The sequence below is a fragment of the Pseudomonas sp. LS_2 genome (assembly GCF_042709235.1).
In the GTDB taxonomy this organism is placed as follows: Bacteria; Pseudomonadota; Gammaproteobacteria; order Pseudomonadales; family Pseudomonadaceae; genus Aquipseudomonas.
Genome location: NZ_JAVAYC010000014.1, coordinates 51,257 through 77,196 on the forward strand (window position 1 = coordinate 51,257; position 25,940 = coordinate 77,196).

Sequence of the window (25,940 nt, forward strand, 5' to 3'; positions counted from 1 at the left end):
GCGACGCCGGTGCCATCCGACACTGGAATACACCGATCAACATCCAGAAATTATCAGCCGCTGGAGATCTGCACCCCGGACGTTATGGTTCTACGGGGACTCATCTCAAGGACGACTGGACATGCCCTTCGCTCAATCTCGCCTATTGCGTCGTGGACGCTTTTCAGAACCTGGCAGGCTGTACTTGCTGACAACCATCACCCATCAGCGCAAACCGCTGTTTCTAGACTTTCTCAATGCTCGGAAAACGGTGCAGCAGATGAGGCGATCCGACTATGAACTGGCATGTCGATCACTGGCTTGGGTTGTCATGCCGGACCATGTGCATTGGCTGATCGAATTGAGATCTGTGACCTTGGCAACGCTGATGCGCAGATTCAAATCTCGCTCCAGTTTGGTCCTGCACAAGGCGGGAGTGGGACAAGATCCGATCTGGCAGCCTGGCTACCATGATCGCGCACTACGGCGGGAGGAGGATGTTAGGCAGGTGCTCGCTACATCATTTCCAACCCTCTGCGAGCGGGGTTGGTAAGCAGCATCCGGGAGTATCCGCATTGGGATGCAGCATGGCTCTGAGGCGGCGGTGAGGCATTCGCGGGTAAACCCGCTCCCACAGGTTCAGCGCTGGCCTTGAGGCCGACGCGGTACCTGTGAGCGGGCTTGCCCGCGAAGGGCCGCAGCGCGGCCCCAGGGACGATCAGGCCGACGCTGCGGCCTGGGTGGTGCGTTTGAGCTGGGTCGACTGCGCGTTCGCCGCAGCACCCTCCTCGATCGCCTGCTGGATTGCCTTGCGGCGGCGCTCCTCGGCTTGGCGGGTGAAGTACCAGACCAGGAAGGTTACCAACGACACCGACAGCAGGATCAAGCTGGCCACGGCGTTGATCTCGGGCTTCACGCCCAGGCGCACCGCCGAGAACACTTCCATCGGCAAGGTGGTCGAGCCAGGGCCGGAAACAAAGCTGGCCAGTACCAGGTCGTCCAGCGACAGGGCGAACGACATCATGCCGCCTGCCGCCAGCGACGGCGCGATCATCGGGATGGTGATCAGGAAGAACACCTTCCACGGCCTTGCGCCAAGGTCCATGGCCGCCTCTTCGATCGACAGGTCCAGTTCACGCAGCCGCGCCGACACGACTACAGCGACATAGGCCGCGCAGAACGTGGTGTGGGCGATCCAGATGGTGACGATGCCACGCTCCTGGGGCCAGCCGATCATCTGCGCCATGGCCACGAACAGCAGCAACAGCGACAGACCGGTGATCACCTCGGGCATCACCAGCGGTGCGGTGACCAGCCCGCCGAACAGCGTGCGGCCCTTGAAACGCGTCACCCGGGTCAGCACGAAAGCTGCCAAAGTACCCAGCGCCACCGCCGCCACCGCCGTGTACAAGGCGATTTCCAGCGAGCGCATCACCGAGCCCATCAACTGCGAGTTGTCGAGCAGGCCGACGTACCACTTCACCGACCAACCGCCCCACACCGTCACCAGCTTCGAGGCGTTGAACGAGTAGATCACCAGGATCAGCATCGGCAGGTAGATGAACAACAAGCCGAGCACCAGCATCAGCTTGGAGAAACCGAAGCGCTTCATGCCCTGCCCTCCATTTCCTTGGCCTGGCTGCGGTTGAACAGCAGGATGGGCACGATCAGGATCGCCAGCATCACCACCGCCAAGGCAGATGCCACCGGCCAGTCACGGTTGTTGAAGAATTCCTGCCACAGCACCTTGCCAATCATCAGGGTTTCCGGGCCGCCGAGCAGCTCAGGAATGACGAACTCGCCCACCACCGGGATGAACACCAGCATGCAGCCGGCGATGATGCCGTTCTTCGACAGCGGCACGGTGATTTTCCAGAAGCTGTTGAAGGTACTCGAACCCAGGTCGCTCGCGGCTTCCAGCAGGCTCTGGTCGTGCTTCACCAAATTCGCGTACAGCGGCAGGATCATGAACGGCAGGTACGAATAGACCACGCCGATGTAGACCGCCAGGTTGGTGTTGAGGATCTGCAGCGGCTGGTCGATCAGGCCCAGCCACAGCAGGAAGCTGTTGAGCAGGCCGTTGTTGCTGAGGATACCCATCCAGGCGTATACGCGAATCAGGATCGCGGTCCAGGTCGGCATCATGATCAGCAACAGCAGGACGGTCTGGATGTCCTTGCGGGCATTGGCGATGGCGTAGGCCATCGGGTAGCCGATCAGCAGGCACAGCAGGGTGCTGAAGAACGCGACCTTCAACGAACCCAGGTAGGCCGAGAGGTACAGCTCGTCCTCGGTGAGCAGACCATAGTTGGCCAGGTTCAGCACCAGTTGGACCTTGCCCTCGACATAGCTGTAGATGTCGGTGTAGGGCGGAATCGCCACGTCGGCTTCGGCGAAGCTGATCTTCAGAACGATGAAGAACGGCAGCATGAAGAACAGGAACAGCCAGATGAACGGCACGCCGATGACCAGGTGCCGCCCTTCAGGGGTGATGCGCTGGAGGGCTCGCTTGAGCTTTCGAGGTTTCATGAGCGCAGTACCACGCCGCTGTCGTCTTCCCACCACACGTACACTTCATCGCCCCAGGTCGGGCGGGTGCCCTGGCGCTCGGTGTTGGCGACGAACGACTGGACCAGCTTGCCGCACGGCAGCTCGACGTAGAACACCGAGTGCCCGCCCAGGTAGGCGATATCGTGGACCTTGCCGCGCGACCAGTTGTGCTCGAACTCCGGCTGCGTGGTGGTGACCAGCAGCTTCTCCGGGCGCAGGGCGTAGGTGATGTGCTTGTCTTCCACCGAGGTGGTGACGCCGTGGCCGACGTAGATCTTGCGCTCGAGCTCCGGCGAGGCGATCAGCGCATGGCCTTCGGCGTCGTCGACTACTTCACCTTCGAACAGGTTGACGCTGCCGATGAACTCGCACACCAGGCGGCTGGTGGGAGTCTCGTAGACGTCGATGGGGCTGCCGATCTGGGCGATCCAGCCCAGGTGCATGATAGCGATGCGCTGGGCCATGGTCATGGCCTCTTCCTGGTCGTGGGTCACCATGACGCAGGTCACGCCAACCCGCTCGATGATCTCTACCAGCTCCAGTTGCATCTGCGAGCGCAGTTTCTTGTCCAGCGCGCCCATCGGCTCGTCGAGCAGCAGCAGCTTGGGGCGCTTGGCCAGGGAACGGGCCAGGGCCACGCGCTGGCGCTGGCCACCCGACAGCTGGTGCGGCTTGCGCTTGGCATATTGGGTCATGTGCACCAGCTTGAGCATCTCCGCCACGCGGGCTTCGATCTCGGCCTTGGGCATCTTGTCCTGCTGCAGGCCGAAAGCGATGTTCTGCTCCACGGTCATGTGCGGGAACAACGCGTAGGACTGGAACATCATGTTGATCGGTCGCTCGTAGGGCGGCATATCGGTGATGTCGACACCGTCGAGGAAAATCCGCCCTTCGGTAGGGCGCTCGAAGCCCGCCAGCATGCGCAGCAAGGTGGATTTACCCGAGCCGGAGCCACCCAGCAGGGCGAATATCTCGCCCTTGCGGATTTCCAGGGACACATCGTCCACGGCGACCGTTTCGTCGAACTTCTTCGTGACCCGGTCGATCTTGACCAGCACCTGCTTGGGTTGCTGGCCACCCTCGAGGGCTTTTTTATAGGCACCGGAGGCAACTGCCATGAGTGAAACTCCCAACAAGATTTTTTATGCCCGCGCGGCCTGTTCTACAGCCACCGCGGCGGGCCTGGATAATTACTTGCCCGACTTGACCTTGGTCCAGCTGCGGGTCATCAGACGTTGCACCTTGGGGGGCAACTCCGAGTTGACGAACATCTTGTCCAGCACTTCCTGCGGTGGGTAAACCGCGGCGTCAGTTCTCACAGCCTGGTCCATCAGGTCGCCAGCCTTGGGGTTGGGGTTGGCATAACCGACGTAGTCACTGACCTGGGCGATAACCTCAGGTTTCAGCAAATAGTTGATGAAGGCATGGGCCTCCTTGACGTTCTTGGCATCCTTGGGAATGGCCAGTACGTCGAACCAGAGGTTGCCGCCTTCCTTGGGAATCGCGTAGGCCAGGTTCACGCCCTTGTCGGCTTCTTCGGCGCGCGCCTTGGCCTGGAACACATCGCCCGAGAAACCTGCCGCGACGCAGATGTCGCCGTTGGCCAGGTCGGTGATGTATTTCGAGGAATGGAAGTAAGTCACGTAGGGACGCACCGCCAGCAGCTTCTTCTCGGCGTCGGCGTAGTCCTTGGCGTCGGTGCTGTTGGGGTTGCGGCCCATGTAGTTGAGCACCGCCGGCAGCATTTCGTCCGCCGAGTCGAGGAAGGCCACGCCGCAGGTGGCGAGCTTCTTCATGTTCTCGGGCTCGAACAGCACTGCCCAGGAGTCGATGCTGTCGACGCCCAGCACGGCCTTGACCTTGTCGACGTTGTAGCCGATGCCATTGGTGCCCCACAGGTAGGGCACGGCGTACTGGTTGCCGGGGTCGTTCTTCTCGAGGCGCTTCATCAGCGCCGGGTCGAGATTGGAATAATTGGGCAGCAGGGCCTTGTCGAGCTTCTGGAACGCGCCCGCCTTGATCTGCTTGCCGAGGAAATGGTTGGACGGCACCACCAGGTCATAGCCGGTATTGCCGGCCAGCAGCTTGCCTTCCAGGGTTTCGTTGGAATCGAAGACGTCTTGCACCGGCTTGATGCCGGAGTCTTTCTCGAAGTCTGCGAGGGTAGTCGGGCCGATGTAGTCGGACCAGTTGTAGAAATGCACCGTGGGCGCCGCTTGGACGCTGGCAGCCAGCGTCAGACCCGCTCCAGCCATCAAGGCCTTGCGAAATACAGAAGTAGACAAGTGGGTGGTCCTCACAATTCGTGCCTCCGGTGGCGGCTGGGTGCAGCCGTACACGCAAAACCGGCGCGCAACTTACCTGCGTCGCTACGATGTCGCAATCAGCAATTGTCGTTCCTGTCTCTGGGCCGGAAGGCCCGGCCCAGAGGGTCTGGCGACGGGCGTTTACTTGCCCGACTTGATCTTGGTCCAGCTACGGGTGATGTCACGCTGGGCCTTGGCTTCAGGAGCAGCGATGGCATACAGCTTTTTCTTCACATCCGCTGGTGGGTAGATGCTTGGATCGCTGGTGATTTCCTTCTCGACGAACTGGGTGGCCGCCTTGTTGCCATTCGGGAAGCGCACGGCGTTGGTGATCTCGGCCATGATTTCCGGCTGCATCAGGAAGTCCATGAACTTGTAGGCGGCTTCCTTGTGCTCGGCGTCCTTGGGCATGGCGACCATGTCGTAGAAGGTACCGGCGCCTTCGTTCGGAATGACGTAGTCCAGCTTGACCTTGTCGCCGGCTTCGTGGGCACGGGCCTTGGACTGCTCCAGGTCACCCGAGTAGCCCACGGCTACGCAGATGTTGCCGTTGGCCAGGTCGCCGATGTACTTGGAGGAGTGGAAGTAGGTGATCGAAGGACGGATCTTGAGGAACAGGTCCTCGGCCGCCTTCAGGTCGTCCTTCTTGGTGCTGTCGGTCGGCTTGCCCAGGTAATGCAGCGCCGCTGGCAGCATCTCGGTCGGGGCATCGAGGAAGCTCACGCCGCAGCTCTTGAGCTTGGCGATGTTCTCGGGCTTGAACACCACGTCCCACGAGTCGATCTTGTCGATGCCCAGCGCGGCCTTGACCTTCTCGGGGTTGTAGCCGATGCCGATGGAGCCCCACATGTAGGGGAAGGCGTACTTGTTGCCCGGGTCGCTGGCGTCACCCACGGCCTTGAGCAGGTCTTCGTCGAGGTTCTTCCAGTTCGGCAGCTTGGAACGGTCCAGTTCCTGGTAGACCCCGGCCTTGATCTGCTTGGCCAGGAAGTTGTTCGACGGCACCACGATGTCGTAACCCGACTTACCGGCCAACAGCTTGGCTTCCAGGGTTTCGTTGCTGTCGAAGACGTCGTACTTGACCTTGATGCCGGTCTGCTTCTCGAACTTGGCCACGGTTTCCGGGGCGATGTAGTCCGACCAGTTGTAGACGTTCAGCACCTTGTCTTCAGCCTGAACAGCAGTGGCCATGGCACCCATGAGGGCGGCGGCCAGCAACGTCTTGCCCATTTTATTCATGCGTTAATGCTCCAGAATTTTTTTAGTAGCCATCTGTTCAGCAGCCAGGTCCCGCTGGGCGACTGAAACAGTCGCTAGTCTGGCAAGTTACAAGGCGCGGTTTCAAGGAAACCGCGGTTTTGTAATGACTTAATGTCACATCGCTAGCCTAGCAAAGGCTTATCGAATCGCTTCCAGCGTCAGGTCCAGGCACTTGCGGGCTTTCTCCACCAGCTCATCGACCTCTGCCGGGCTGATCACCAGCGGCGGCGCGATGATCATGGTGTCGCCCACTGCGCGCATGATCAGGCCGTTATCGAAGCAGAAGTTGCGGCACACCATGCCCACGCCTTTGCCTTGGTAACGGCTGCGGGTCGCCTTGTCCTTGACCAGCTCGATCGCACCGAGCATGCCCAGGCCGCGCACCTCGCCCACCAGCGGGTGGTCCTCAAGCTCGCGCAGTCGTTTTTGCAAGTACGGTGCCACCTCGGTACGCGCGCGCTCGACAATCTTTTCGTCACGCAGGATACGCAGGTTTTCCAAGCCCACCGCCGCCGCAACCGGGTGGCCGGAGTAGGTGAAACCGTGGTTGAAGTCGCCGCCTTCGCTGAGCACCTTGGCCACTTTGTCCCGCACGATCACGCCACCCATGGGGATATAGCCGGAGGTCAGGCCCTTGGCGATGGTCATCAGGTCGGGGGCCAGGTCGTAGTAGTCGGAGCCGAACCATTGGCCGGTACGCCCAAAGCCGCAGATCACTTCGTCGGCAACGAACAGAATGTCGTACCTGGCGAGGATCTCCTTGACCTTCGGCCAGTAGGTTTCAGGCGGGATAATGACCCCACCCGCGCCCTGGATAGGCTCGGCGATGAAGGCCGCGACCTTGTCTTCGCCGACTTCGAGAATCTTCTGCTCCAACTGCTCGGCCGCCCACACGCCAAACGCATCCGGCGTCATGTCGCCGCCTTCGCCATACCAGTACGGCTGAGGGATGTGCACGATGCCCGGAATCGGCAGGCCGCCCTGCTCGTGCATACCGCTCATGCCGCCCAGGCTGGCGCCGGCGACGGTGGATCCGTGGTAGCCGTTGACCCGGCCGATGATCGTCTGCTTGTTCGACTTGCCCTTGAGCGCCCAGTAATGCCGAACCATGCGCAGCACGGTGTCGTTGCCCTCAGAGCCGGAGCCTGTGAAGAACACGTGGCTCATGCCTTCCGGCGCCAGCTCGGTGATCGCCTGTGCCAGCTCCAGGGCTGGCGGGTGGGCGGTCTGGAAGAACAGGTTGTAGTAAGGCAGCTGGCGCATCTGCCTTTCAGCGGCCTGCACCAGCTCCTCGCGCCCATAACCCACCGCCACGCACCACAGGCCGGCCATGCCGTCGAGGATCTGCCGACCCTCGCTATCCCACACGTGTACACCGTGGGCCTTGGTGATGATGCGTGGCCCCTTGGCCTTCAGCTGCTGGTAGTCGCTGAAAGGCGCCAGGTGGTGCTCGCCACTGAGCTGCTGCCATTCACGGGTTTGTGGGTTGTTGACGCTCATCTGCGGCTCCAGGGTGGGTTACACGGCAAACAGCAGGAACTCTCGCTCCCAGGAACTGATGACGCGCTTGAAGTTTTCATGCTCGGCGCGCTTGGTGGCGACATAGCCGGCAATGAATTTCTTGCCCAGGTACTGCACCAGCGCCCGGCTGTTTTCCATGCGTTCAAGGGCGTCCTCGATGGTCAGCGGCAGACGCAGGTTGCGTCGCTCGTAGCCACGTCCCTGGACCGGCGCACTGGCCTGGATGCCCTCGACCATGCCGATGTAGCCGCACAGCAGGCTGGCGGCGATGGCCAGGTACGGGTTGGCATCGGCGCCCGGCAGGCGGTTCTCCACCCGGCGATTCTGTGGGTTGGCATCCGGCACGCGCAGGCCGACGGTGCGGTTCTCCTCGCCCCACTCGACGTTCACCGGCGCCGAGGTATCGGGCAGGAACCGGCGGAACGAGTTGACGTTCGGCGCGAACAGCGGCAACGCCTCGGGGATGAATTTCTGTAGCCCGCCGATATGGTTGAGGAACAGCTCGCTCATGCTGCCGTCGTCGTTGGCGAAGATGTTCTTGCCAGTGGCCACGTCGATCACGCTCTGGTGCAGGTGCATGGCGCTGCCCGGCTCGCCAGTCATTGGCTTGGCCATGAAGGTGGCGGCCACGTTGTGCTTGAGCGCGGCCTCGCGCATGGTGCGCTTGAACACCAGGATCTGGTCGGCCAGGTGCAGGGCGTCGCCATGACGGAAGTTGATCTCCATCTGCGCCGTGCCGTCCTCGTGGATCAGCGTATCGAGGTCCAGCTGCTGCAACTCGCACCAGTCGTAGACATCCTCGAACAGCGGGTCGAATTCGTTGGCCGCCTCGATGGAGAACGACTGCCGGCCGGTTTCCGGGCGGCCAGAGCGGCCTACTGGCGGTTGCAGCGGGAAGTCAGGGTCTTCGCTGCGCTTGGTCAGGTAGAACTCCATCTCCGGCGCGACGATCGGCTGCCAGCCTTTGTCGGCGTAGAGCTTGAGCACTTTCTTGAGCACGTTGCGCGGCGACAGCTCGACCGGGTTGCCTTTCTTGTCGTAGGTGTCGTGGATGACCTGGGCGGTCGGCTCGATAGCCCATGGCACCAGGAACACGGCGTCCTGGTCGGGACGGCAGATCATGTCGATGTCGGCCGGGTCGAGCAGTTCGTAATAGATGTCGTCATCGACGTAGTCGCCGGTAACGGTCTGCAACAGCACGCTTTCGGGCAGGCGCATGCCCTTCTCGGCGATGAACTTGTTGGTGGGCGAGATCTTGCCGCGAGTGATGCCGGTCAAGTCGCTGATCAGGCATTCGACTTCGGTGATCTTGTGTTCTTTCAACCAATCGGTGAGCTGGTCGAGGTTGTTACTCATAAGTACCTCAGGAGGTAAGGTGACCCGGTGCCTGGCACTCGGGCGCTACTGACGCCTGGCGTCGCTCAAGGACGGCGCACGCGGCACCACGGTGCCTGCGAAGGCCCGCGCCTTGATTCTGGATGGAGTATGTTGCTAAAGCAAAAACCCTCTCGCAGGACAGCGGTGAAGCCGCGAGAAAAAGCGCGCTCCACGACGAAAGCAAAGGGCAGGAAGGAAGAAAAGCGTGCAGTAAACTGCTACGGGGCATGGGCTGGCTGCAGCGCGCGTCAATTATTGCGGCCAGTTCATCCAGGCGATGGACCAGGCGCGCAAAGGCTGTGCGACAAGCGGTAAAAATACCTGACTGCGCGGTGCAGGCAGCGCTTTCAGGTCGCGGCAAGCGGACCATGTGACCCTCGTATTATTACTGTTATGGGTTGCGACCGAGCTTAGCGCCGTTCATTTTTTTACACAACACCTCCGTAAAAAATAAAAGACGCTTTGTCCGAGATAGCCCTCCAGCGTGAAAATAGCGGATAATGGCGCGCCCTGATATGCAGCAAATCCGCCGCATATGTGCCATTTCAGGGCATCATGGGGTTGGCTTGACATCACTATGTCTTTTCGATTGACTGGGCTTGCAAGCCCCCCTTGATTGATATTTTTAACAACAAAGGTGTTGCATCATGTCGGTACCCCCGCGTGCCGTTCAGCTTAACGAAGCGAACGCGTTCCTTAAGGAACATCCTGAGGTTCTCTACGTTGACCTTCTGATTGCAGATATGAATGGTGTGGTGCGTGGAAAGCGCATCGAGCGCACCAGCCTCCACAAGGTTTACGAGAAAGGCATCAACCTGCCTGCCTCCCTCTTCGCCCTGGATATCAACGGCTCGACCGTCGAAAGCACTGGCCTTGGCCTGGATATCGGCGACGCCGACCGCATCTGCTACCCCATCCCTGGCACTCTCTCCAACGAACCCTGGCAGAAGCGTCCTACTGCGCAGCTGCTGATGACCATGCACGAACTGGAAGGCGAGCCGTTCTTCGCCGACCCGCGCGAAGTACTGCGCCAGGTGGTGAGCAAGTTCACCGACATGGGCCTGACCATCTGCGCCGCGTTCGAGCTGGAGTTCTACCTGATCGACCAGGAGAACGTGAACGGCCGCCCGCAGCCGCCTCGCTCGCCGATCTCCGGCAAGCGCCCGCAGTCGACCCAGGTGTACCTGATCGACGACCTCGACGAATACGCCGACTGCCTGCAGGACATCCTCGAGGGCGCCAAGGAGCAGGGCATTCCTGCCGACGCCATTGTCAAGGAAAGCGCCCCGGCGCAGTTCGAGGTGAACCTGCACCATGTCGCCGACCCGCTGAAGGCCTGCGACTACGCCGTACTGCTCAAGCGCCTGATCAAGAACATCGCCTACGACCATGAAATGGACACCACCTTCATGGCCAAGCCTTACCCGGGCCAGGCGGGCAACGGCCTGCACGTACACATTTCGGTGCTGGACAAAGATGGCAACAACATCTTCACCAGCGAGGATCCCGAGCAGAACGCCGCGCTACGTCACGCGGTCGGCGGTGTGCTCGAGACCCTGCCCGCATCCATGGCATTCCTCTGCCCGAACGTGAACTCGTATCGGCGTTTCGGCGCTCAGTTCTACGTGCCGAACGCGCCGAGCTGGGGTCTGGACAACCGCACCGTGGCCCTGCGCGTGCCCACCGGCGCCCCGGATGCGGTGCGCATCGAACACCGCGTGGCCGGTGCCGATGCCAACCCGTACCTGATGATGGCGGCCGTGCTGGCCGGCGTGCACCATGGCCTGACCAACAAGGTCGACCCCGGTACGCCGATCGAAGGCAATTCGTACGAGCAACTGGAGCAGAGCCTGCCGAACAACCTGCGCGATGCCCTGCGCGAGCTGGACGACAGCGAGATCCTCAACAAGTACATCGACCCCAAGTACATCGACATCTTCGTCGCGTGCAAGGAAAGCGAGCTGGAGGAGTTCGAGCACTCCATCTCCGACCTCGAGTACAACTGGTACCTGCACACCGTGTAGACGAAAACGCCGCCCACAAGGGCGGCGTTTTTCATTGAGTACAGTGTCGCCTGCTTCGCGGGTAAACCCGCTCCCACAGCTACTGCACCGGTCTGAAGGCAAGCGCTGTATCTGTAGGAGCGGGTTTACCCGCGAAGAGGCCGGTACAGACTGCCTCTTACAAAGACTTCTCGAAGATCTTCGAATTACGCTGGTAGTTGTACAGCGATGCCCGCGCCGCAGGCAGCCGCTCCACGCCACTAGGCTCGAAGCCACGCTCGCGGAACCAGTGCGCGGTGCGGGTAGTAAGCACGAACAAGGTCTTGAAGCCCAGGATGCGCGCCCGCGCCTCGATGCGTTCGAGCAACTCGTCGCCACGCCCACCATGGCGGTATTCCGGGTTCACCGCCAGGCAGGCCAGCTCGCCCGCCTCGGAATCGGCAATCGGGTACAACGCAGCGCAAGCGATGATCATGCCTTCGCGCTCGACCACGCTGAACTGCTCGATCTCGCGCTCCAGCACCTCGCGCGAACGACGCACCAGGATGCCCTGCTCTTCCAACGGGCTGATCAGTTCCAACAGGCCGCCGACATCCTCGATGGTCGCCTCGCGCACCACCTCGAACTGCTCCTGGGACACCAGCGTACCGCCACCGCCACGGGTGAACAGCTCGGTCAGCAGCGCGCCATCTTCGGCATAGCTGACGATATGGCTGCGCGCCACGCCGCCCTTGCAGGCCTCGGCAGCGGCGTCGAGCAACTCGCCCTGGTAGTCGCTGCCCAGGCGCTGCAAATGCGCGGGCACCTGCTGTGGGCGCAGCTCGCGTACCAGCTTGCCGTTTTCGTCCAGCAGGCCCGGCTCGGCGCCGAACAGCAGCAGTTTGTCCGCGCCCAGGTCGATGGCCGCGCGAGTGGCCACGTCTTCGCAGGCCAGGTTGAAGATTTCCCCGGTCGGCGAGTAGCCCAGGGGGGAAAGCAGCACGATGGAGCGCTCGTCGAGCAGGCGGTTGATACCCCGGCGGTCGACCCGCCGAACCTCGCCGGTATGGTGGTAGTCCACGCCTTCCAGCACGCCGATCGGCCGCGCAGTGACCAGGTTGCCGGACGCCACGCGCAGGCGCGAGCCCTGCATAGGCGAAGCGGCCATGTCCATCGAAAGGCGCGCCTCGATGGCCAGGCGCAAGGCGCCCACCGCATCGATCACGCAGTCCAGGGTCGCGGCATCGGTGATGCGCATGCCCCGGTGGTAATGCGGGGTCAGGCCACGAGCGGCCAGGCGGCTTTCGATCTGCGGGCGCGAGCCGTGCACCAGCACCAGGCGCACGCCGAGGCTGTGCAGCAGCACCAGGTCGTGGACGATATTGCCGAAGTTGGGGTGCTCTACCCCATCTCCGGGCAGCATGACCACGAAGGTGCAGTCGCGGTGGGCGTTGATGTAGGGAGAAGCATGACGCAGCCAGTTGACGTAATCGGGCATGACAGGGCCTGTGGATAAGTGAACGAGAACGGTGAAGGCGCACAACGTTCGAAAGTCATCGTCGGAACAGGCTTGCGGTCACGCGCGGTCTCCTCTAGGCAGGAACGAATCAGGTCAGTGGACGTTTAAACCAGGCAATAGTGCCGGATCAAGTCACGCAATAGACGCACGGTAGGCTCGATTCGTGACATTTCAAGGTACTCGCCCGGCTGGTGGGCACAACTGATGTCGCCAGGGCCGAGCACGATGGTCTGGCAACCAAGTTGCTGAAGATACGGCGCCTCGGTGCCGAAGGCCACCGCTTCGGCGCGGTGACCGGTGAGACGCTCGGCCAATTGCACCAGCTCGGCGTCGGCGCTCTGCTCGAAGGGCGGCACCTCGGGGAACAGCGGGGCGTAGTCGATGCGCACGTCATGGCGCTCGGCCAGGGGCACCAGCTTCTCGCGGATCGCCGCGCGCAGTTGCTCAGGGTCCATGCCCGGCAAGGGGCGCAGGTCGAACTCCATGGCGCATTGGCCGCAGATGCGATTGGGGTTGTCGCCACCATGAATACAGCCGAAGTTCATGGTCGGCGTAGGCACGGTGAACTGCGGGTTGGAATAGGTTTTCTGCCATTGCTGACGCAGGTCCATCATCTCGGCCATCACCGCGTGCATGGCCTCCATGGCGCTGCGGCCCAGGCTTGGGTCCGACGAGTGGCCACTGCGCCCGAGGATCTCGATGCGCTCCATCAGAATGCCCTTGTGCATGCGAATCGGCTTGAGGCCCGTAGGCTCGCCGATCACCGCCGCCCGCCCCAGCGGCGCCCCGGCCTCGGCCAGTGCGCGAGCGCCGGACATCGAGCTTTCCTCGTCGCAGGTGGCAAGGATCAGCAGCGGTTGCTTGAAGTCGTGCTCCAGCAGCGGCAGCACGGCTTCGATCACCAGGGCGAAGAAGCCCTTCATGTCGCAACTACCCAGGCCCACCCAACGACCATCGACCTCGGTAAGTTTGAGCGGGTCGCTGCTCCACAACTGCGGGTCGTAGGGCACGGTGTCGCTGTGCCCGGCCAGCACCAACCCACCAGGGCCGGTGCCGCGGCTGGCGAGCAGATTGAACTTGCCCGGCGTTACCTGCTGGATCTCGCAATGAAAGCCCAGGTCGCCCAGCCAACCCGCCAGCAGGTCGATGACCGGGCGGTTCGACTGGTCGAGCGCAGCCTGGGTACAGCTGACAGAGGGGGCTGCGATCAGGGCGGCGAACTGGTCTTTAAGCGACGGCAACGGCATGCGCAAATTCCTTCGAGGGCGTCGGACCATCATAACCACGCAGTAACATCCTGCGGCAACCATTCACAGGTTTAGCCTACGAAGAATCCGGCACAAGCCTACAGTCATGTAGACTGCCACCCACACGATGCCCTCCTTCGAGCCCGCGATGCACAAAGAAACCGAACTCAAACTCCGCGCCAGCCGCGAGACCCTTGCCGCCCTGCGCGAGCACCCCCTGCTGAAGAAGCGCAACAAGTCCGGCTGGCAGACCCGCGAACTGCTCAACCAGTACTTCGACACCCCTGGCCGCGACCTGTCGGCCGCCCGCGTCGCCCTGCGCCTGCGGCGCGACGGCGAGGTCATCATCCAGACCCTCAAGTGCCGCGGCCAGAGCGTCGCCGGCTTGTCCGAGCGCAACGAGTACGAGTGGTACCTGGACAAGGTCAAGCTGGACTTGAAGAAGCTCGACGACAGCTGCTGGCCCGAGCAACTGGCCGAGCTGGACAAGAAGACCATCAAGCCGCTGTTCACCACCGACTTCACCCGCGAATACGCCGAGATCTCCTGGGGCCGCGGCAAGGCCAAGGTAGTCATCGAAGCCGCCCTGGACCAAGGTTTCGTGATCGTCGGCAAGCGCAAGGAGCCTATCTGCGAGCTGGAGCTGGAACTGCGTGAAGGCGCCCCCGAAGCGCTGCTGGAACTGGCCGCCGAACTCGCCGCCAGCCTGCCGCTGATGCCGTGCGACATCAGCAAGGCCGAACGCGGCTACCGCCTGCTGGAGCCGGACAGCTACGAGCTGAGCCTGCCGACCACCGAACTGGACGCCGAAACCCTGCTGGACGACGCCTATGCCGCCCTGGCCTGGCAACTGCTGGGCAGTAGCCAACGCCTGGCCGAGCAGTATCGCCACAATGGCCATTGGCGCCTGCTGCAGGACTGGGTCGAGTGCCTGGCCGAATTGCGCGCCCTTACCAGCAGCCTGGGCCAGGCCGCGCCACGCGCCAGCACTCGCGACCTGCGCAGCCGCCTGGACGCCTTGCTGGAAGACTGGCGTCCGCTGGTGCAAGCCGGCAACGACGACGAAGACATCCGCCGCGCGGCGCCCGAGCAGTTCGCCGAAGAGCTGGAAGACACCCGCTGGGGCCAGTTCTCGCTGGAAACCTCGCGTTGGCTGCTGGCTCGCGCCTGGACCGTGGAACGCAAAGGCCGTGGCGAGCGCCAGGGCAAGGCGCAGTTGGCCAGTTGGCTGGCTCACCTGCTGGGCGAGGAAGGCCGCGCGTTGAAGCTGCCGCTGTATGTGCAACGTCCGGAAGACCTGGCCGAGCAGCTGCCACGTATCGAGCAACTGCTTACCTGGCTGCATCACGCTCGCCAGGTGCTCGATGCACCGCAGATGGACCGCCTCTACGGCGACCTGAAAAGACTGCACGCCCTGGCCGAACAGCCTCTTTCCGACGAGTTGCTGGAAGAGCGCGTCGAGCAGGCTCGTGCGGTCGACCAGAGCCGCGGCTGGAAGCACCTGCTCAAAGGCTGAAGCTCCTTCAGCGCCCCAACGGCAAGCTGGTGGTGGACTTGATCTCCGACAACGCGACGATCGAGTTCACCTCTTGTATGCCCGGCACGTTCGATAGTTTTTCGAAGAAGAAGCGCTCATACGCCTCGATATCCGACGTGACGATACGCAGCAGGAAGTCCACCGACCCCATCAGCACATAGCACTCCAGCACCTCGGGAAAACCGCGGATCGCCTCGGTGAATTCAGTGAAGTTGGAACGCCCGTGGGCATTGAGCTTTACCTCGGCGAAGATCTGCGTGTTCAGCCCGACTTTCTTGCGGTCCAGCAAGGTCACCTGGCCACGGATGACCCCTTCCTCCTTCAAACGCTGGATACGCCGCCAGCACGGCGATTGCGAGAGGCCGACGCGCTCGGCGACCTGCGCGCTGGACAGCGAAGCGTCTTCCTGCAGCAACTCCAGGATGCGGCGATCGTAGGCGTCCAGTTCACCCAGCATTAATAATTCCTTCTTGGCAGACATTCAGAATTGAACAATTCGCAAACATGGCGATTGACTGGAATGATAGCGAAGAAATACCCGGACAGACCTGAAAGAATTTCTCCTGCCATCACAGGAGGCCCTATGGAAGCTCTCACCTCGCCCCGCCCCGACACCTGGGCCGCCAACACCCCTCATGCCAGCGTGTGCTATCGCCTGCAAGCCGAAGCAGAGCCCGACGCGCTGTGCCGCGTGCTCAACCTGTTTGCCCTGCAATTTCTCACCCCGCACAGCGTGCAGGTGAGCCAGCACGATGACCTGTTGCATGTCGAAATCGGTATCGCGGCCCTTAGCTGGCACCGCGCCGAGGTGATCGCGCAGAAAATGCGTAACCTGGTTTGTGTCGCCGAAGTCCACCTGGAACCTGCACCCAGTCGGCTCGAGCTGGCGTTCGGCTGAACTGCCAAGCCTTGCGAAAAATGCCGTAACCGCTTGCCTTGGATGCACTTCGCTGCGGCGTCTAGCCTTGCTCGGTATCCTCCCCACCGGCACGGACGCCGCCATGCTCACAGACGAAAACCACGCACTCGACCTGCATCGCGTGCTCGACACCCTGCTCGCCGAACGGCGACTGCACGCCGCCGATGTGCTCGCAGCACTGGAGCGCGCACAACAGCAGCCGGGCGAACACCCACTGGAAACCCTTGCCAGCCTTGACCTGGCGGATCGCGCGCAGCCTGACGCGGCGCTCGACCTCGATGCCCTCTGCCAGTGGCTGGCGGACAAAGCAGGGCAACCGTACCTGCGCATCGACCCTCTGCAAGTCGACATGGCCCGCACCGGTGGGCTGATATCCCCAGCCTTCGCCGAGCGCCACGGCATTCTCGCGATCGCCTCGGACGCGGCGGGGGTCACCGTGGCCAGCGCACAGCCCTTCCAATGCGACTGGGAAACCGACCTCGCCCAAAGCCTGGCGCGCCCGGTGCACCGCGTGCTGGCGAGCCCGGTGTTGATTCGCCAGCTGACCGAGACCTGCCTGCGCCTGTCTCACTCGGTACAAGGTGCCCACGCGCAACAGCGGGCCAGCCTGGGCGATCTGGAGCAATTGCTGGAACAAGGGGCGCGCAACGCCAGCAGCGTGCAGGACGAGCACATCGCCCATATCGTCGAGTGGTTGTTGCAGTACGCCATCGAACAGCGCGCCAGTGATATCCACCTCGAGCCGCGACGCCAACATGGCCAGTTGCGCTATCGCATCGACGGCCTGTTGCATGGTGTCTACGCATTTCCGGCCAGCGTCAGCCTGGCACTGGTCAGCCGCTTCAAGCACCTCGGGCGCATGGATGTCGCCGAAAAGCGCCGCCCGCAGGATGGCCGCCTGAAAACCCGGCTGGCCACAGGCAACGAGGTGGAGATGCGCTTGTCCACACTGCCGACGCCCTTTGGCGAAAAACTGGTGCTGCGTCTGTTCGACCCCGAGCAACGCAACGAGGACTTCGAGCGCCTCGGCCTGGAGGGGGCGCTGCGCGAACAGTGGCAGGCGCTGCTGCAACGGCGCCAAGGCATTCTGCTGGTGACCGGCCCTACTGGTTCCGGCAAGACCAGCACGCTCTACGCCAGCCTCAAGTGCCTGGCCACGCCAGAGGTCAACCTGTGCACCATCGAAGACCCCATCGAGCGCCTGGAGCCGGCCTTCAACCAGTTGCAGGTCCAGCCCTCGCTCGACCTGGGCTTTGCCAACGGCGTGCGGGCGCTGCTGCGCCAGGACCCGGACATCATCATGATCGGTGAGATACGTGACCGCGAGACCGCGCAGGTGGCCGTGCAAGCGGCGCTCACCGGGCACCTGGTGCTTTCCACCTTGCATACCAATGACGCCTGCGGCGCGATCACTCGCCTGCAGGAGCTGGGGGTTGCCGACTACCTGATCAAAGCCACGTTGATCGGGGTAATGGCCCAGCGCCTGGTGCGCACCCTGTGCCGCCGTTGCCAGGGCAGCGCTCGCCCTGGCCACAGCGCCTGCCGCGATTGTCGCGGCACCGGCTACCACGGGCGCACCGGCTTGTTCGAACTGCTTGCGCCCAGCGAGCACCTGCTGGCCCAGGTCGGCCCGCACGTCGATCTGGCAATGCTACGCCGCCAAGCCGTCGCCGAGGGGTTGCGCGACCTGCGCCAGTGCGGTGAAGAGAAAGTCAGCTGTCGACTGACCAGCCGGGCAGAGGTGCTGAGGGTTTGTGGATAAGTGGAAAAACCCTTGCGTACAGGGAACTTGCATCCGCCTGGCAGGATCAAACCCGCCATCTTCAACCCTCACCAATCGAGGTGATCCACCATGCGTCTCAAAACCGCCATCGCAGCCGCCGCCCTGCTCTCGCTGCCTATCGGCTCTGCCATGGCCGACGGCTTCTGGCGCAATGTCATTTCCTCCGGCGCCACCACCGGTTCGACCTACCTGACCTTCAAGGACCATAAGATGATCGTCGCGGCGCAGGAAGACGCCGGCAGCTTCGTCGCCAGCGAAGGCGCGATCCGTGGGCCATTCCTCGAGGCAGCGATGCGTCAGGTGCGGGCGGACAACCCAGGTGTCGAGGCCAGTGACATGGAGCTGGCGAACGCCATCCTGGCGAAGAACGCCGTCGCCGAATAAACCTTCAGGGGGCTGCCACGCAGCCCCCTGATTTTTCAGCGATACGCCTCCACCGGCACACACGCGCAGAACAGATTCCGGTCGCCATACACATTGTCGACCCGGTTCACCGCTGGCCAATACTTGTGCTGACGCACGTGAGCACTGGGCGCGACCCCCTGTTCCAGGCTGTAGGGCCTGCTCCACGGCGCCAACACATCAGCCAAGGTGTGTGGCGCATGCTTGAGCGGGTTGTCGAGCCCAGGCCACACCCCTTCCTGCACCTGGGCAATTTCCTCGCGTATTGCCAGCATGGCTTCGACGAAGCGATCCAGCTCGGCCTTCGACTCGCTCTCGGTGGGCTCCACCATCAGCGTTCCCGGCACCGGGAACGACATGGTCGGGGCATGGAAGCCGTAGTCCATCAGGCGCTTGGCCACATCCTCCTCGGTAATCCCGGTCTGTGCCTTCAGCGGGCGCAGGTCGAGGATGCATTCATGGGCCACACGCTGGTTGCGGCCGCGATACAGCACCGGGAATGCGCCGCCCAGCTGGCTGGCCAGGTAATTGGCACAAAGGATCGCCACCTCGCTGGCGTCGGCCAGTTGCGGACCCATCATAGCGATGTACATCCAGCTGATCGGCAGGATGCTGGCACTGCCCCAGGGTGCGGCGCTCACCGCGCTGTTGTTCGGGTCCAGCCCAGGCACTGGCACCACCGGGTGGCTGGCGACGAAGGGCAACAGGTGTTTCTTCACGCCGATCGGCCCCATGCCTGGGCCGCCGCCGCCGTGAGGAATGCAGAAAGTCTTGTGCAGGTTCATGTGCGAGACGTCCGCACCGATATCCGCCGGGCGCGCCAGCCCGACCTGGGCATTGAGGTTGGCGCCGTCCATGTACACCTGACCGCCTTGCTGGTGCACCGCTTCGCAGATCTCGCGGATGCCTTCCTCGTACACCCCATGGGTCGAGGGGTAGGTGACCATCAGGCACGACAGGCGCTCGCCCGCCTCCTGGGCCTTGGCCTTCAGATCATCGAGGTCGACGTTGCCGGCATCGTCGCACTCGACGATCACCACCTCCATGCCAGCCATCTGCGCCGAGGCCGGGTTGGTGCCATGGGCCGATGAAGGGATCAGGCACAGCGTGCGCTGGGGCTGGCGCCGGCTGCGGTGGTAACGGGTAATGGCCATGAGCCCGGCGTATTCGCCCTGGGCGCCGGAGTTGGGCTGCATGCAGATGGCGTCGAAGCCGGTGATGGCGCACAACCAGCTTTCCAGTTCGTCGATCATCGCCCGGTAGCCCTGTACCTGGGCCTCGGGAGCGAACGGGTGCAACAGGGCGAAGCCCGGCCAGGTGATGGGGATCATCTCGCTGGTGGCATTGAGTTTCATGGTGCAGGAGCCGAGCGGGATCATCGACTGGTTCAAAGCCAGGTCCTTGTTCTCCAACTGCTTGAGGTAACGCAGCATCTCGGTTTCGCTGTGGTGCTGGTTGAATACCGGGTGTTCGAGGAACGGCGTGCCGCGTTGCAAGGCAGCCGGAATGCCTTCGGCCAGGGGCTGCTGGTCGAGGGTGTCGATAGCCAAGCCGTGGTCGACTCCCAGGAAGATGTCGAACAGGCGCATGACGGTTTCTGCCGTACAGGTTTCGTCGAGGCTCACACCCAAGTGGCCGCGCCCGAGAATGCGCAGATTGATGCGCGCATCCTCGGCGCTTTCGATCACCGCCGCCTGGGTACCGCCCACGTCGAGAGTGAGGGTATCGAAGAAGTGCTGGTTGATGCGCTTGACACCCTTGGACTCAAGACCAGTGGCCAGCAGGCGGGTCAGCCGGTGCACGCGCTGGGCGATGCGCAGCAGCCCTTCAGGGCCATGGTAGACGGCATAGAAACCGGCGATGTTGGCCAGCAGCACCTGGGCGGTGCAGATGTTGGAGTTGGCCTTTTCGCGACGAATGTGCTGCTCGCGGGTCTGCAACGCCATGCGCAAGGCGGTGTTGCCACGGGCATCGCGGGACACGCCGATGATGCGCCCCGGCATGGCCCGCTTGTGCTCATCGCGGCAGGCGAAATAGGCCGCGTGGGGGCCGCCGTAGCCCATCGGCACGCCGAAACGCTGGGTGGAGCCAAGCACCACGTCGGCGCCCAGCTCACCAGGCGGGGTCATCACCACCAGGCTCAGGATATCTGCCGCCACGCAGGCCATGGCCTGCTGTGCATGCAGTTGCTCGATCATTGGCTTCAGGTCGCGGACCTCGCCATGGGTATCGGGGTATTGCAGCAAGGCACCGAACACCTGGTGCTTGCCGAGGTTGTCCAGCGAATCGACCACCAACTCGAAGCCAAAACCTTCAGCGCGGGTTTTCAATACCGAGAGGGTCTGCGGGTGGCAATGCTCGTCGGCAAAGAAGGTGTTGCGCTTGTTGCGCGCGACGCGCTTGGCCAGTGCCATGGCCTCCGCCGCCGCGCTGGCTTCGTCCAGCAACGAGGCGTTGGCCAGGGGCAGGCCGGTAAGGTCGATGACCATCTGCTGGTAGTTCAGCAGCGCCTCCAGCCGCCCTTGGGCGATCTCTGGCTGGTAGGGCGTGTAGGCGGTGTACCAGCCGGGGTTCTCCAGCACGTTACGCAGGATCACGGTCGGGGTGAGAGTGGCGTGGTAGCCCATGCCGATCAGGCTGGTCCAGACCTGGTTCTGGTTGGCATAGCCGGCCAACCTGGCCAGTGCGGCCTGTTCGTCGAGGGCGGCAGGCAGGTCGAGCGGGCGACCCAGGCGAATGCCTGGGGGGACGGTCTGGTCGATCAGTTCGCCACGGCTGGCTACGCCCAGGGCAGCGAGCATCGCAGCCTGCTCCGAAGCATCGGGCCCCAGGTGGCGACGCAGGAAAGGGTTGAGCGCTTGCAGTTGACTCAGGGATGGCGACTGGGACATGGTGATCGTTTCCCGGACCAGTTGTCAAAGAGACTTACAAGTCTAGGAAGGGATCGGGGATGTTGCAGGTAAATCGATCGTGAGCACGGCCCATACCCGGTAGGAGCGGTCTTGCCCGCGAACCAGGGCGCAAGCCCTGGGCATGCACCGCAGTGGGTTCTTCGCGGGCAAGCCCGCTCCTACAGGATCTACGCTGCCGTTGCGAGCAGCTATAGGAACAGCCTCGGCATCACTCGCCGATGGCGGCCTTGTAGCCGGCCGCGTCCAGCAGCTTGTCCAGCTCGGTCTTGTCGCTTGGCTTGAGCTTGAAGATCCACGACCCGTAGGGTTCTTCGTTCAGCAGTTCCGGACTGTCTGCCAGCTCTTCGTTTACCGCGATCACCTCGCCACCCACTGGTGCGTAGATATCGGAAGCGGCCTTGACCGACTCGACCACACCTGCCGCGTCGCCAGCAGAGAAGGTCTTGCCGACTTCGGCCAGCTCGACGAACACCACATCGCCCAGGGCTTCCTGGGCATGGTCGCTGATACCGACGGTCACCGTACCGTCGGCCTCCAGGCGTGCCCACTCGTGGCTTTCGGCGAAACGCAGGTCGGCGGGGATATTGCTCATAGGTTGTATTCCTCGATTGGCTCAGCGGTCGGCCCGCCGGTAATTGTTCAGATAAGAATCTTGCCGTGGCGCACGAAGGTCGGCTTGACCACCCGCACCGGGTACCACTTGCCGCGAATCTCAACCTCGGCTCGGTCGCCGGTGGCCATGGGTACGCGCGCCAATGCAATGGACTTGCTCAGCGTAGGCGAGAAACTACCACTGGTGATCTCCCCTTCGCCAATTCCGGCTACACGCACGGGCTGGTGGGCGCGCAATACGCCACGCTCCTCCAGCACCAGGCCGACCAGTTTTTCCTTCACCCCTTGCTCGATTTCCGCGAGCAGTGCCTTGCGGCCGATGAAGTCGCGCCCGGCAGGCTCCCAGGCGATGCTCCAGCCCAGGTTGGATGTAAGTGGGGTATGGGCTTCGTCGATGTCCTGGCCATACAGGTTCATGCCAGCCTCCAGGCGCAGCGTGTCACGTGCGCCAAGGCCGCTCGGCGCGATACCGGCGCCGACCAGGTCGTTGAAGAAGGCAGGGGCCTGTTCACCGGGCAGGATGATCTCCAGGCCGTCCTCGCCGGTGTAGCCGGTGCGGGCGATAAACCAGTCACCTTCGGCGAGGCCCTCGAAAGGCCGCAGTTCGCGAATCAACGCTGCGCGCGCGGCACTCACCAGCTCGGCGACCTTTTCCCGCGCGCGCGGGCCTTGGATGGCGAGAATGGCAAGTTCGGGGCGCGCTCTGAAGCGTACATCCTGGCCGTGACTGCTTTCAGTCAGCCACGCCAACACCTTGTCGCGGGTGGCGGCGTTGACTACCACGCGGTAGCCGTCCTCGGTGCGATAGGCGATCAGGTCGTCGATGATGGTGCCCTGCTGATTCAGCAGCGGGCTGTAGAGCGCCTTGCCTGCGCTATCCAGACGCGCCACGTCGTTGGCCAGCAAGTGCTGCAACCAGGCGGTGGCGGCAGGGCCGTCGATATCGATGACGGTCATGTGGGAGACGTCGAAGACCCCGCAGTCGCTACGCACCTGGTGGTGCTCCTCGACTTGCGAGCCGTAATGCAGGGGCATGTCCCAACCGCCGAAATCGACCGTCTTGGCGCCAAGCGCCAGGTGCAGGTCATACAAAGGCGTACGCTGTCCCATGGGTTTCTCCTTCCGGGCGTGGCGAAGCGGCGATGGTGGCGACGTTTACTGGTCACCGTTTCTTGTAGGACTCGCCGCTGCGAATGCCGCGCATTGTAGCCGCATGGGCGCGGACTGGCACCCTCAGCGCCCCTCGCCCAGGCGTTGCGCCGAGCGGCGGATCAGGCCAATCACCGGCAGCAGGCCTACCAGCACCAGGGTCAGGGCGGGTAGGGAAGCACGCGCCCACTCCCCTTCGCTGGTCATCTCGAACACCCGTACCGCCAGGGTGTCCCAGCCAAACGGGCGCATCAGCAAGGTGGCCGGCATTTCCTTGAGTACGTCGACGAACACCAGCAGCGCGGCGCTGAGGGCCCCCGGTAGCAACAAGGGCAGATACACCCTGAAAAACAATCCTGTGCCACTGACACCCAGGCTGCGCGAGGCCTCTGGCAACGAGGGTCGAATACGCTCCAGGCTGCTCTCCAGCGGGCCATAGGCCACGGCAATGAAGCGCACCAGGTAGGCCAGCAGCAACGCCGACAGGCTGCCCAGCAGCAGCGGCTTGCCCGCACCGCCCAACCCCTTGGAAAGCGGTATCACCAGTTGGTTATCGAGGAAGCTGAAAGCCAGCATGATCGACACCGCCAGCACCGAACCTGGCAACGCATAGCCCAGGTTGGCCATACCGACGCCGGCGCGTATCGCCGGCGTCGGTGCCTGGCGCCGGGCGAATGCCAGCAGCAAGGCCACGCACACGGTAATCAGCGCTGCCAGGGCGCCCAGGTACAGGGTGTGCAGGATCAACCCGGCATAGCGCTCGTCGAGGTCATGCCGCCCGCGCTGCCAGAACCACGCCAGCAATTGCAGCATCGGGATGACGAAGGCACAGGCGAATACCAGCCCGCACCAGCTACTGGCCAGTAGCGCCTTGACGCCACGCAGGTGGTAGAGCGCCTGGCCACGCGGGCGTTCGTTGCCGGTGCGGCTGGCGCCCCGTGCGCGGCGCTCGCCGTACAGCACCAGTATCACTACCAAGAGCAGCAGGCTGGCCAGCTGCGCGGCGCTGGAAAGGCTGAAGAAGCCGTACCAGGTCTTGTAGATGGCGGTGGTGAAGGTGTCGAAGTTAAATACCGAGACCGCGCCGAAATCCGCCAGGGTCTCCATCAGCGCCAGGGCGATTCCCGCGCCGATGGCCGGCCGCGCCATCGGCAGCGCCACCCGCCAGAACGCCTGCAACGGCGACAGACCAAGCACTCGCGCCGCTTCCATCAGGCCCTTGCCCTGGACGAGAAAGGCGGTGCGCGCGAGCAGGTAGACATAGGGGTAGAACACCAGCACCAGCACGATGATGACACCACCGGTGGAACGCACCCGGGGCAGGCGCATAGGCCCGAACACTTCGCGTAGCGCGCTCTGCACGGGGCCGGCGAAGTCCAGCAGGCCGACGAAGACGAACGCCAGCACATAGGCTGGAATGGCGAACGGCAACATCAACGCCCAGTCAAGCCAGCGCCTGCCCGGGAACTCGCAGAGGCTGGTGAGCCAGGCCAGGCTCACGCCCAGGACAGTCACGCCGATGCCGACGCCGAGGATCAGCGTCAGGGTATTGCCGAGCAGGCGGCTCATCTGGGTGTCGAGCAGGTGCGACCAGATCTGCACATCGATCGACTGCCATGACAGCAGCAGCACGCTCAGCGGCATGAGCACCAGGAGGGCGACGAAGGAGACCGGGAGGTGCCAGCGGCGTTGGGGGGAATGGGGCAATGAGGATGTCTCTATGGTGGATTGCGACCGCGTTGCGGTCGTTCGCGACGGCTCGACGCCCCGACAAGGTCGCTCCTACAGGGCTCAGCGAACCCTGCAGGAGCGGGCTTGCCCGCGAAAGGGCCCTGAACAGCCCCGAAAGCATAAAGCCTTGCGCTTAGTTCCAGCCAGCCCGATCCATCAGGCGAATGGCCTCGGCCTGGCGCTTGCCAGCCACTTCTACCGGAATGCTGTCAGCCTTGAAGCTGCCCCAGGCCGCCACTTCCGCCGACGGCTTGACCTGCGGGTTGGCTGGGAACTCCTGGTTGATGTCGGCGAACAGGTTCTGCGCCTCCACGCTGGTCAGCCACTCCACCAGCTTTTTCGCCGCTTCCGGATGCGGTGCATGCTTGGTCAGGCCGATGCCCGAGAGGTTGACGTGCACACCGCGATCCGCCTGGTTCGGCCAGAACAGCTTGACCGGCAGGCTGGGCTTTTCCTTGTGCAGGCGGCCGTAGTAGTAAGTATTGACCAGGCCCACGTCGCACTGGCCGGCCTCGATCGCCAGCAGCACGGCGGTGTCATCGGAGAACGGGTCGGTGGACAGGTTGTTGACCCAGCCCTTGACGACCTGCTCGGCCTTGGCCTCGCCGTGGCTCTCGATCAAGGTGGCGGTGAGCGACTGGTTGTAGACCTTCTTCGAGCTGCGCAGGCACAGACGGCCTTCCCACTGCTTGTCGGCCAGCGCCTCGTAGGTGCTCAGCTCCGAGGGCTTGACCCGCTCGGTGGAGTAGACGATGGTCCGCGCGCGCAGGCTCAGGCCGGTCCACTCATGGGAGGACGCGCGATACTGGGCGGGGATGTTCTTGTCGATGACGTCCGACTTGAGCGGTTGCAGGATGCCCATCTGCTCGGCCTGCCAGAGGTTGCCGGCGTCCACGGTCAGCAGCAGGTCGGCCACGCCGTTCTGGCCCTCGGCTTTGATGCGCTGCATCAACGGGGCTTCCTTGTCGGTAATGAACTTGATCTTCACGCCGGTCTTGGCGGTGTAGGCGTCGAATACCGGCTTGATCAATTCGTCGATACGCGAGGAGTACACCACCACTTCGTCCGCCGCGCTGGCGGTGCCTGCGAACAAGGAAAGAGCCAGGGCGGCCAGTAGGGGTTTGCGTGGCAACATGACGTGCTCCTCGGTGGTT

The 25,940-nt window shown here is 63.1% G+C and carries 20 protein-coding genes and 1 pseudogene; 6 read left to right on the forward strand and 15 right to left on the reverse strand.

Translation table 11 applies throughout. The annotated features are described in order from the left end of the window. Positions 1-121: 121 nt before the first annotated feature. A pseudogene (locus RAC97_RS14610) lies at positions 122-576 on the forward strand (transposase). Positions 577-697: 121 nt separating this feature from the next. Here RAC97_RS14610 and RAC97_RS14615 read toward each other — a convergent pair. The 7 genes from RAC97_RS14615 to RAC97_RS14645 all read right to left on the reverse strand — a co-directional run bounded on the left by RAC97_RS14615 (position 698) and on the right by RAC97_RS14645 (position 8,972). Further along, on the reverse strand, positions 698-1,591 hold the full coding sequence (locus RAC97_RS14615) for an ABC transporter permease subunit (protein WP_375100039.1): 894 nt from the start codon (positions 1,589-1,591) through the stop codon (positions 698-700). Beyond that, a complete protein-coding gene (locus tag RAC97_RS14620; RefSeq protein WP_375100037.1) occupies positions 1,588-2,508 on the reverse strand; it encodes an ABC transporter permease subunit in 921 nt (306 codons plus the stop codon). Before RAC97_RS14620 ends, RAC97_RS14615 begins: the two co-directional genes overlap by 4 nt. Then, entirely contained in the window at positions 2,505-3,647 is a 1,143-nt protein-coding gene (gene potA / locus RAC97_RS14625; protein ID WP_375100036.1) for a polyamine ABC transporter ATP-binding protein, read from the reverse strand. The genes RAC97_RS14620 and potA overlap by 4 nt, the downstream gene beginning before the upstream one ends. A gap of 72 nt (positions 3,648-3,719) precedes the next feature. Then, complete coding sequence (locus RAC97_RS14630) at positions 3,720-4,814, reverse strand: polyamine ABC transporter substrate-binding protein (RefSeq protein WP_375100035.1); 1,095 nt, start codon at positions 4,812-4,814, stop codon at positions 3,720-3,722. Positions 4,815-4,976: 162 nt separating this feature from the next. Continuing rightward, entirely contained in the window at positions 4,977-6,074 is a 1,098-nt protein-coding gene (locus RAC97_RS14635) for a polyamine ABC transporter substrate-binding protein (protein ID WP_375100033.1), read from the reverse strand. A gap of 159 nt (positions 6,075-6,233) precedes the next feature. Continuing rightward, a complete protein-coding gene (locus RAC97_RS14640; RefSeq protein ID WP_375100031.1) occupies positions 6,234-7,595 on the reverse strand; it encodes an aspartate aminotransferase family protein in 1,362 nt (453 codons plus the stop codon). Between the two features lie 18 nt (positions 7,596-7,613). Beyond that, positions 7,614-8,972, reverse strand: a complete 1,359-nt coding sequence (locus RAC97_RS14645; protein WP_375100030.1) for a glutamine synthetase family protein — start codon at positions 8,970-8,972, stop codon at positions 7,614-7,616. Between the two features lie 668 nt (positions 8,973-9,640). On the opposite strand from RAC97_RS14645, the gene RAC97_RS14650 reads away from it, so the two are divergent. Next, on the forward strand, positions 9,641-11,017 hold the full coding sequence (locus RAC97_RS14650; protein ID WP_375100029.1) for a glutamine synthetase family protein: 1,377 nt from the start codon (positions 9,641-9,643) through the stop codon (positions 11,015-11,017). 157 nt (positions 11,018-11,174) lie between these two features. Here RAC97_RS14650 and argA read toward each other — a convergent pair whose 3' ends face one another. After that, complete coding sequence (gene argA, locus RAC97_RS14655; protein ID WP_375100028.1) at positions 11,175-12,473, reverse strand: amino-acid N-acetyltransferase; 1,299 nt, start codon at positions 12,471-12,473, stop codon at positions 11,175-11,177. A 125-nt stretch (positions 12,474-12,598) separates the two neighbouring features. Beyond that, complete coding sequence (argE, locus tag RAC97_RS14660; protein ID WP_375100027.1) at positions 12,599-13,741, reverse strand: acetylornithine deacetylase; 1,143 nt, start codon at positions 13,739-13,741, stop codon at positions 12,599-12,601. A 148-nt stretch (positions 13,742-13,889) separates the two neighbouring features. Between argE and RAC97_RS14665 the strand changes: the two genes are divergently transcribed. Then, positions 13,890-15,257: a CYTH domain-containing protein gene (locus RAC97_RS14665; RefSeq protein ID WP_375100026.1), complete on the forward strand. Its 1,368-nt coding sequence runs from the start codon at positions 13,890-13,892 to the stop codon at positions 15,255-15,257. Positions 15,258-15,264: 7 nt separating this feature from the next. On the opposite strand, the gene RAC97_RS14670 is transcribed toward RAC97_RS14665, so the two are convergent. Continuing rightward, on the reverse strand, positions 15,265-15,735 hold the full coding sequence (locus tag RAC97_RS14670; protein WP_375100024.1) for an Lrp/AsnC family transcriptional regulator: 471 nt from the start codon (positions 15,733-15,735) through the stop codon (positions 15,265-15,267). A gap of 126 nt (positions 15,736-15,861) precedes the next feature. Between RAC97_RS14670 and RAC97_RS14675 the strand changes: the two genes are divergently transcribed. From RAC97_RS14675 to RAC97_RS14685, 3 genes are all read left to right on the forward strand, one after another. After that, on the forward strand, positions 15,862-16,176 hold the full coding sequence (locus RAC97_RS14675; protein WP_375100023.1) for a hypothetical protein: 315 nt from the start codon (positions 15,862-15,864) through the stop codon (positions 16,174-16,176). Between the two features lie 103 nt (positions 16,177-16,279). Next, entirely contained in the window at positions 16,280-17,959 is a 1,680-nt protein-coding gene (locus RAC97_RS14680) for a GspE/PulE family protein (protein WP_375100022.1), read from the forward strand. A gap of 90 nt (positions 17,960-18,049) precedes the next feature. Next, complete coding sequence (locus RAC97_RS14685) at positions 18,050-18,364, forward strand: DUF2388 domain-containing protein (protein ID WP_375100021.1); 315 nt, start codon at positions 18,050-18,052, stop codon at positions 18,362-18,364. 35 nt (positions 18,365-18,399) lie between these two features. On the opposite strand, the gene gcvP is transcribed toward RAC97_RS14685, so the two are convergent. The 5 genes from gcvP to RAC97_RS14710 all read right to left on the reverse strand — a co-directional run bounded on the left by gcvP (position 18,400) and on the right by RAC97_RS14710 (position 25,921). Further along, on the reverse strand, positions 18,400-21,273 hold the full coding sequence (gene gcvP / locus RAC97_RS14690; RefSeq protein ID WP_375100020.1) for an aminomethyl-transferring glycine dehydrogenase: 2,874 nt from the start codon (positions 21,271-21,273) through the stop codon (positions 18,400-18,402). Positions 21,274-21,502: 229 nt separating this feature from the next. Continuing rightward, a complete protein-coding gene (gene gcvH / locus RAC97_RS14695; protein ID WP_375100019.1) occupies positions 21,503-21,886 on the reverse strand; it encodes a glycine cleavage system protein GcvH in 384 nt (127 codons plus the stop codon). Positions 21,887-21,933: 47 nt separating this feature from the next. Beyond that, positions 21,934-23,016: a glycine cleavage system aminomethyltransferase GcvT gene (gene gcvT, locus RAC97_RS14700; protein WP_375100018.1), complete on the reverse strand. Its 1,083-nt coding sequence runs from the start codon at positions 23,014-23,016 to the stop codon at positions 21,934-21,936. A 123-nt stretch (positions 23,017-23,139) separates the two neighbouring features. After that, positions 23,140-24,699 (reverse strand): ABC transporter permease, encoded by a 1,560-nt coding sequence (locus tag RAC97_RS14705; RefSeq protein WP_375100123.1) that lies wholly within the window; start codon positions 24,697-24,699, stop codon positions 23,140-23,142. A 220-nt stretch (positions 24,700-24,919) separates the two neighbouring features. Next, positions 24,920-25,921 carry an extracellular solute-binding protein gene (locus tag RAC97_RS14710; RefSeq protein ID WP_375100017.1) on the reverse strand — a complete coding sequence of 334 codons (1,002 nt, stop codon included), beginning with the start codon at positions 25,919-25,921 and terminating at the stop codon, positions 24,920-24,922. Positions 25,922-25,940: the final 19 nt, after the last annotated feature.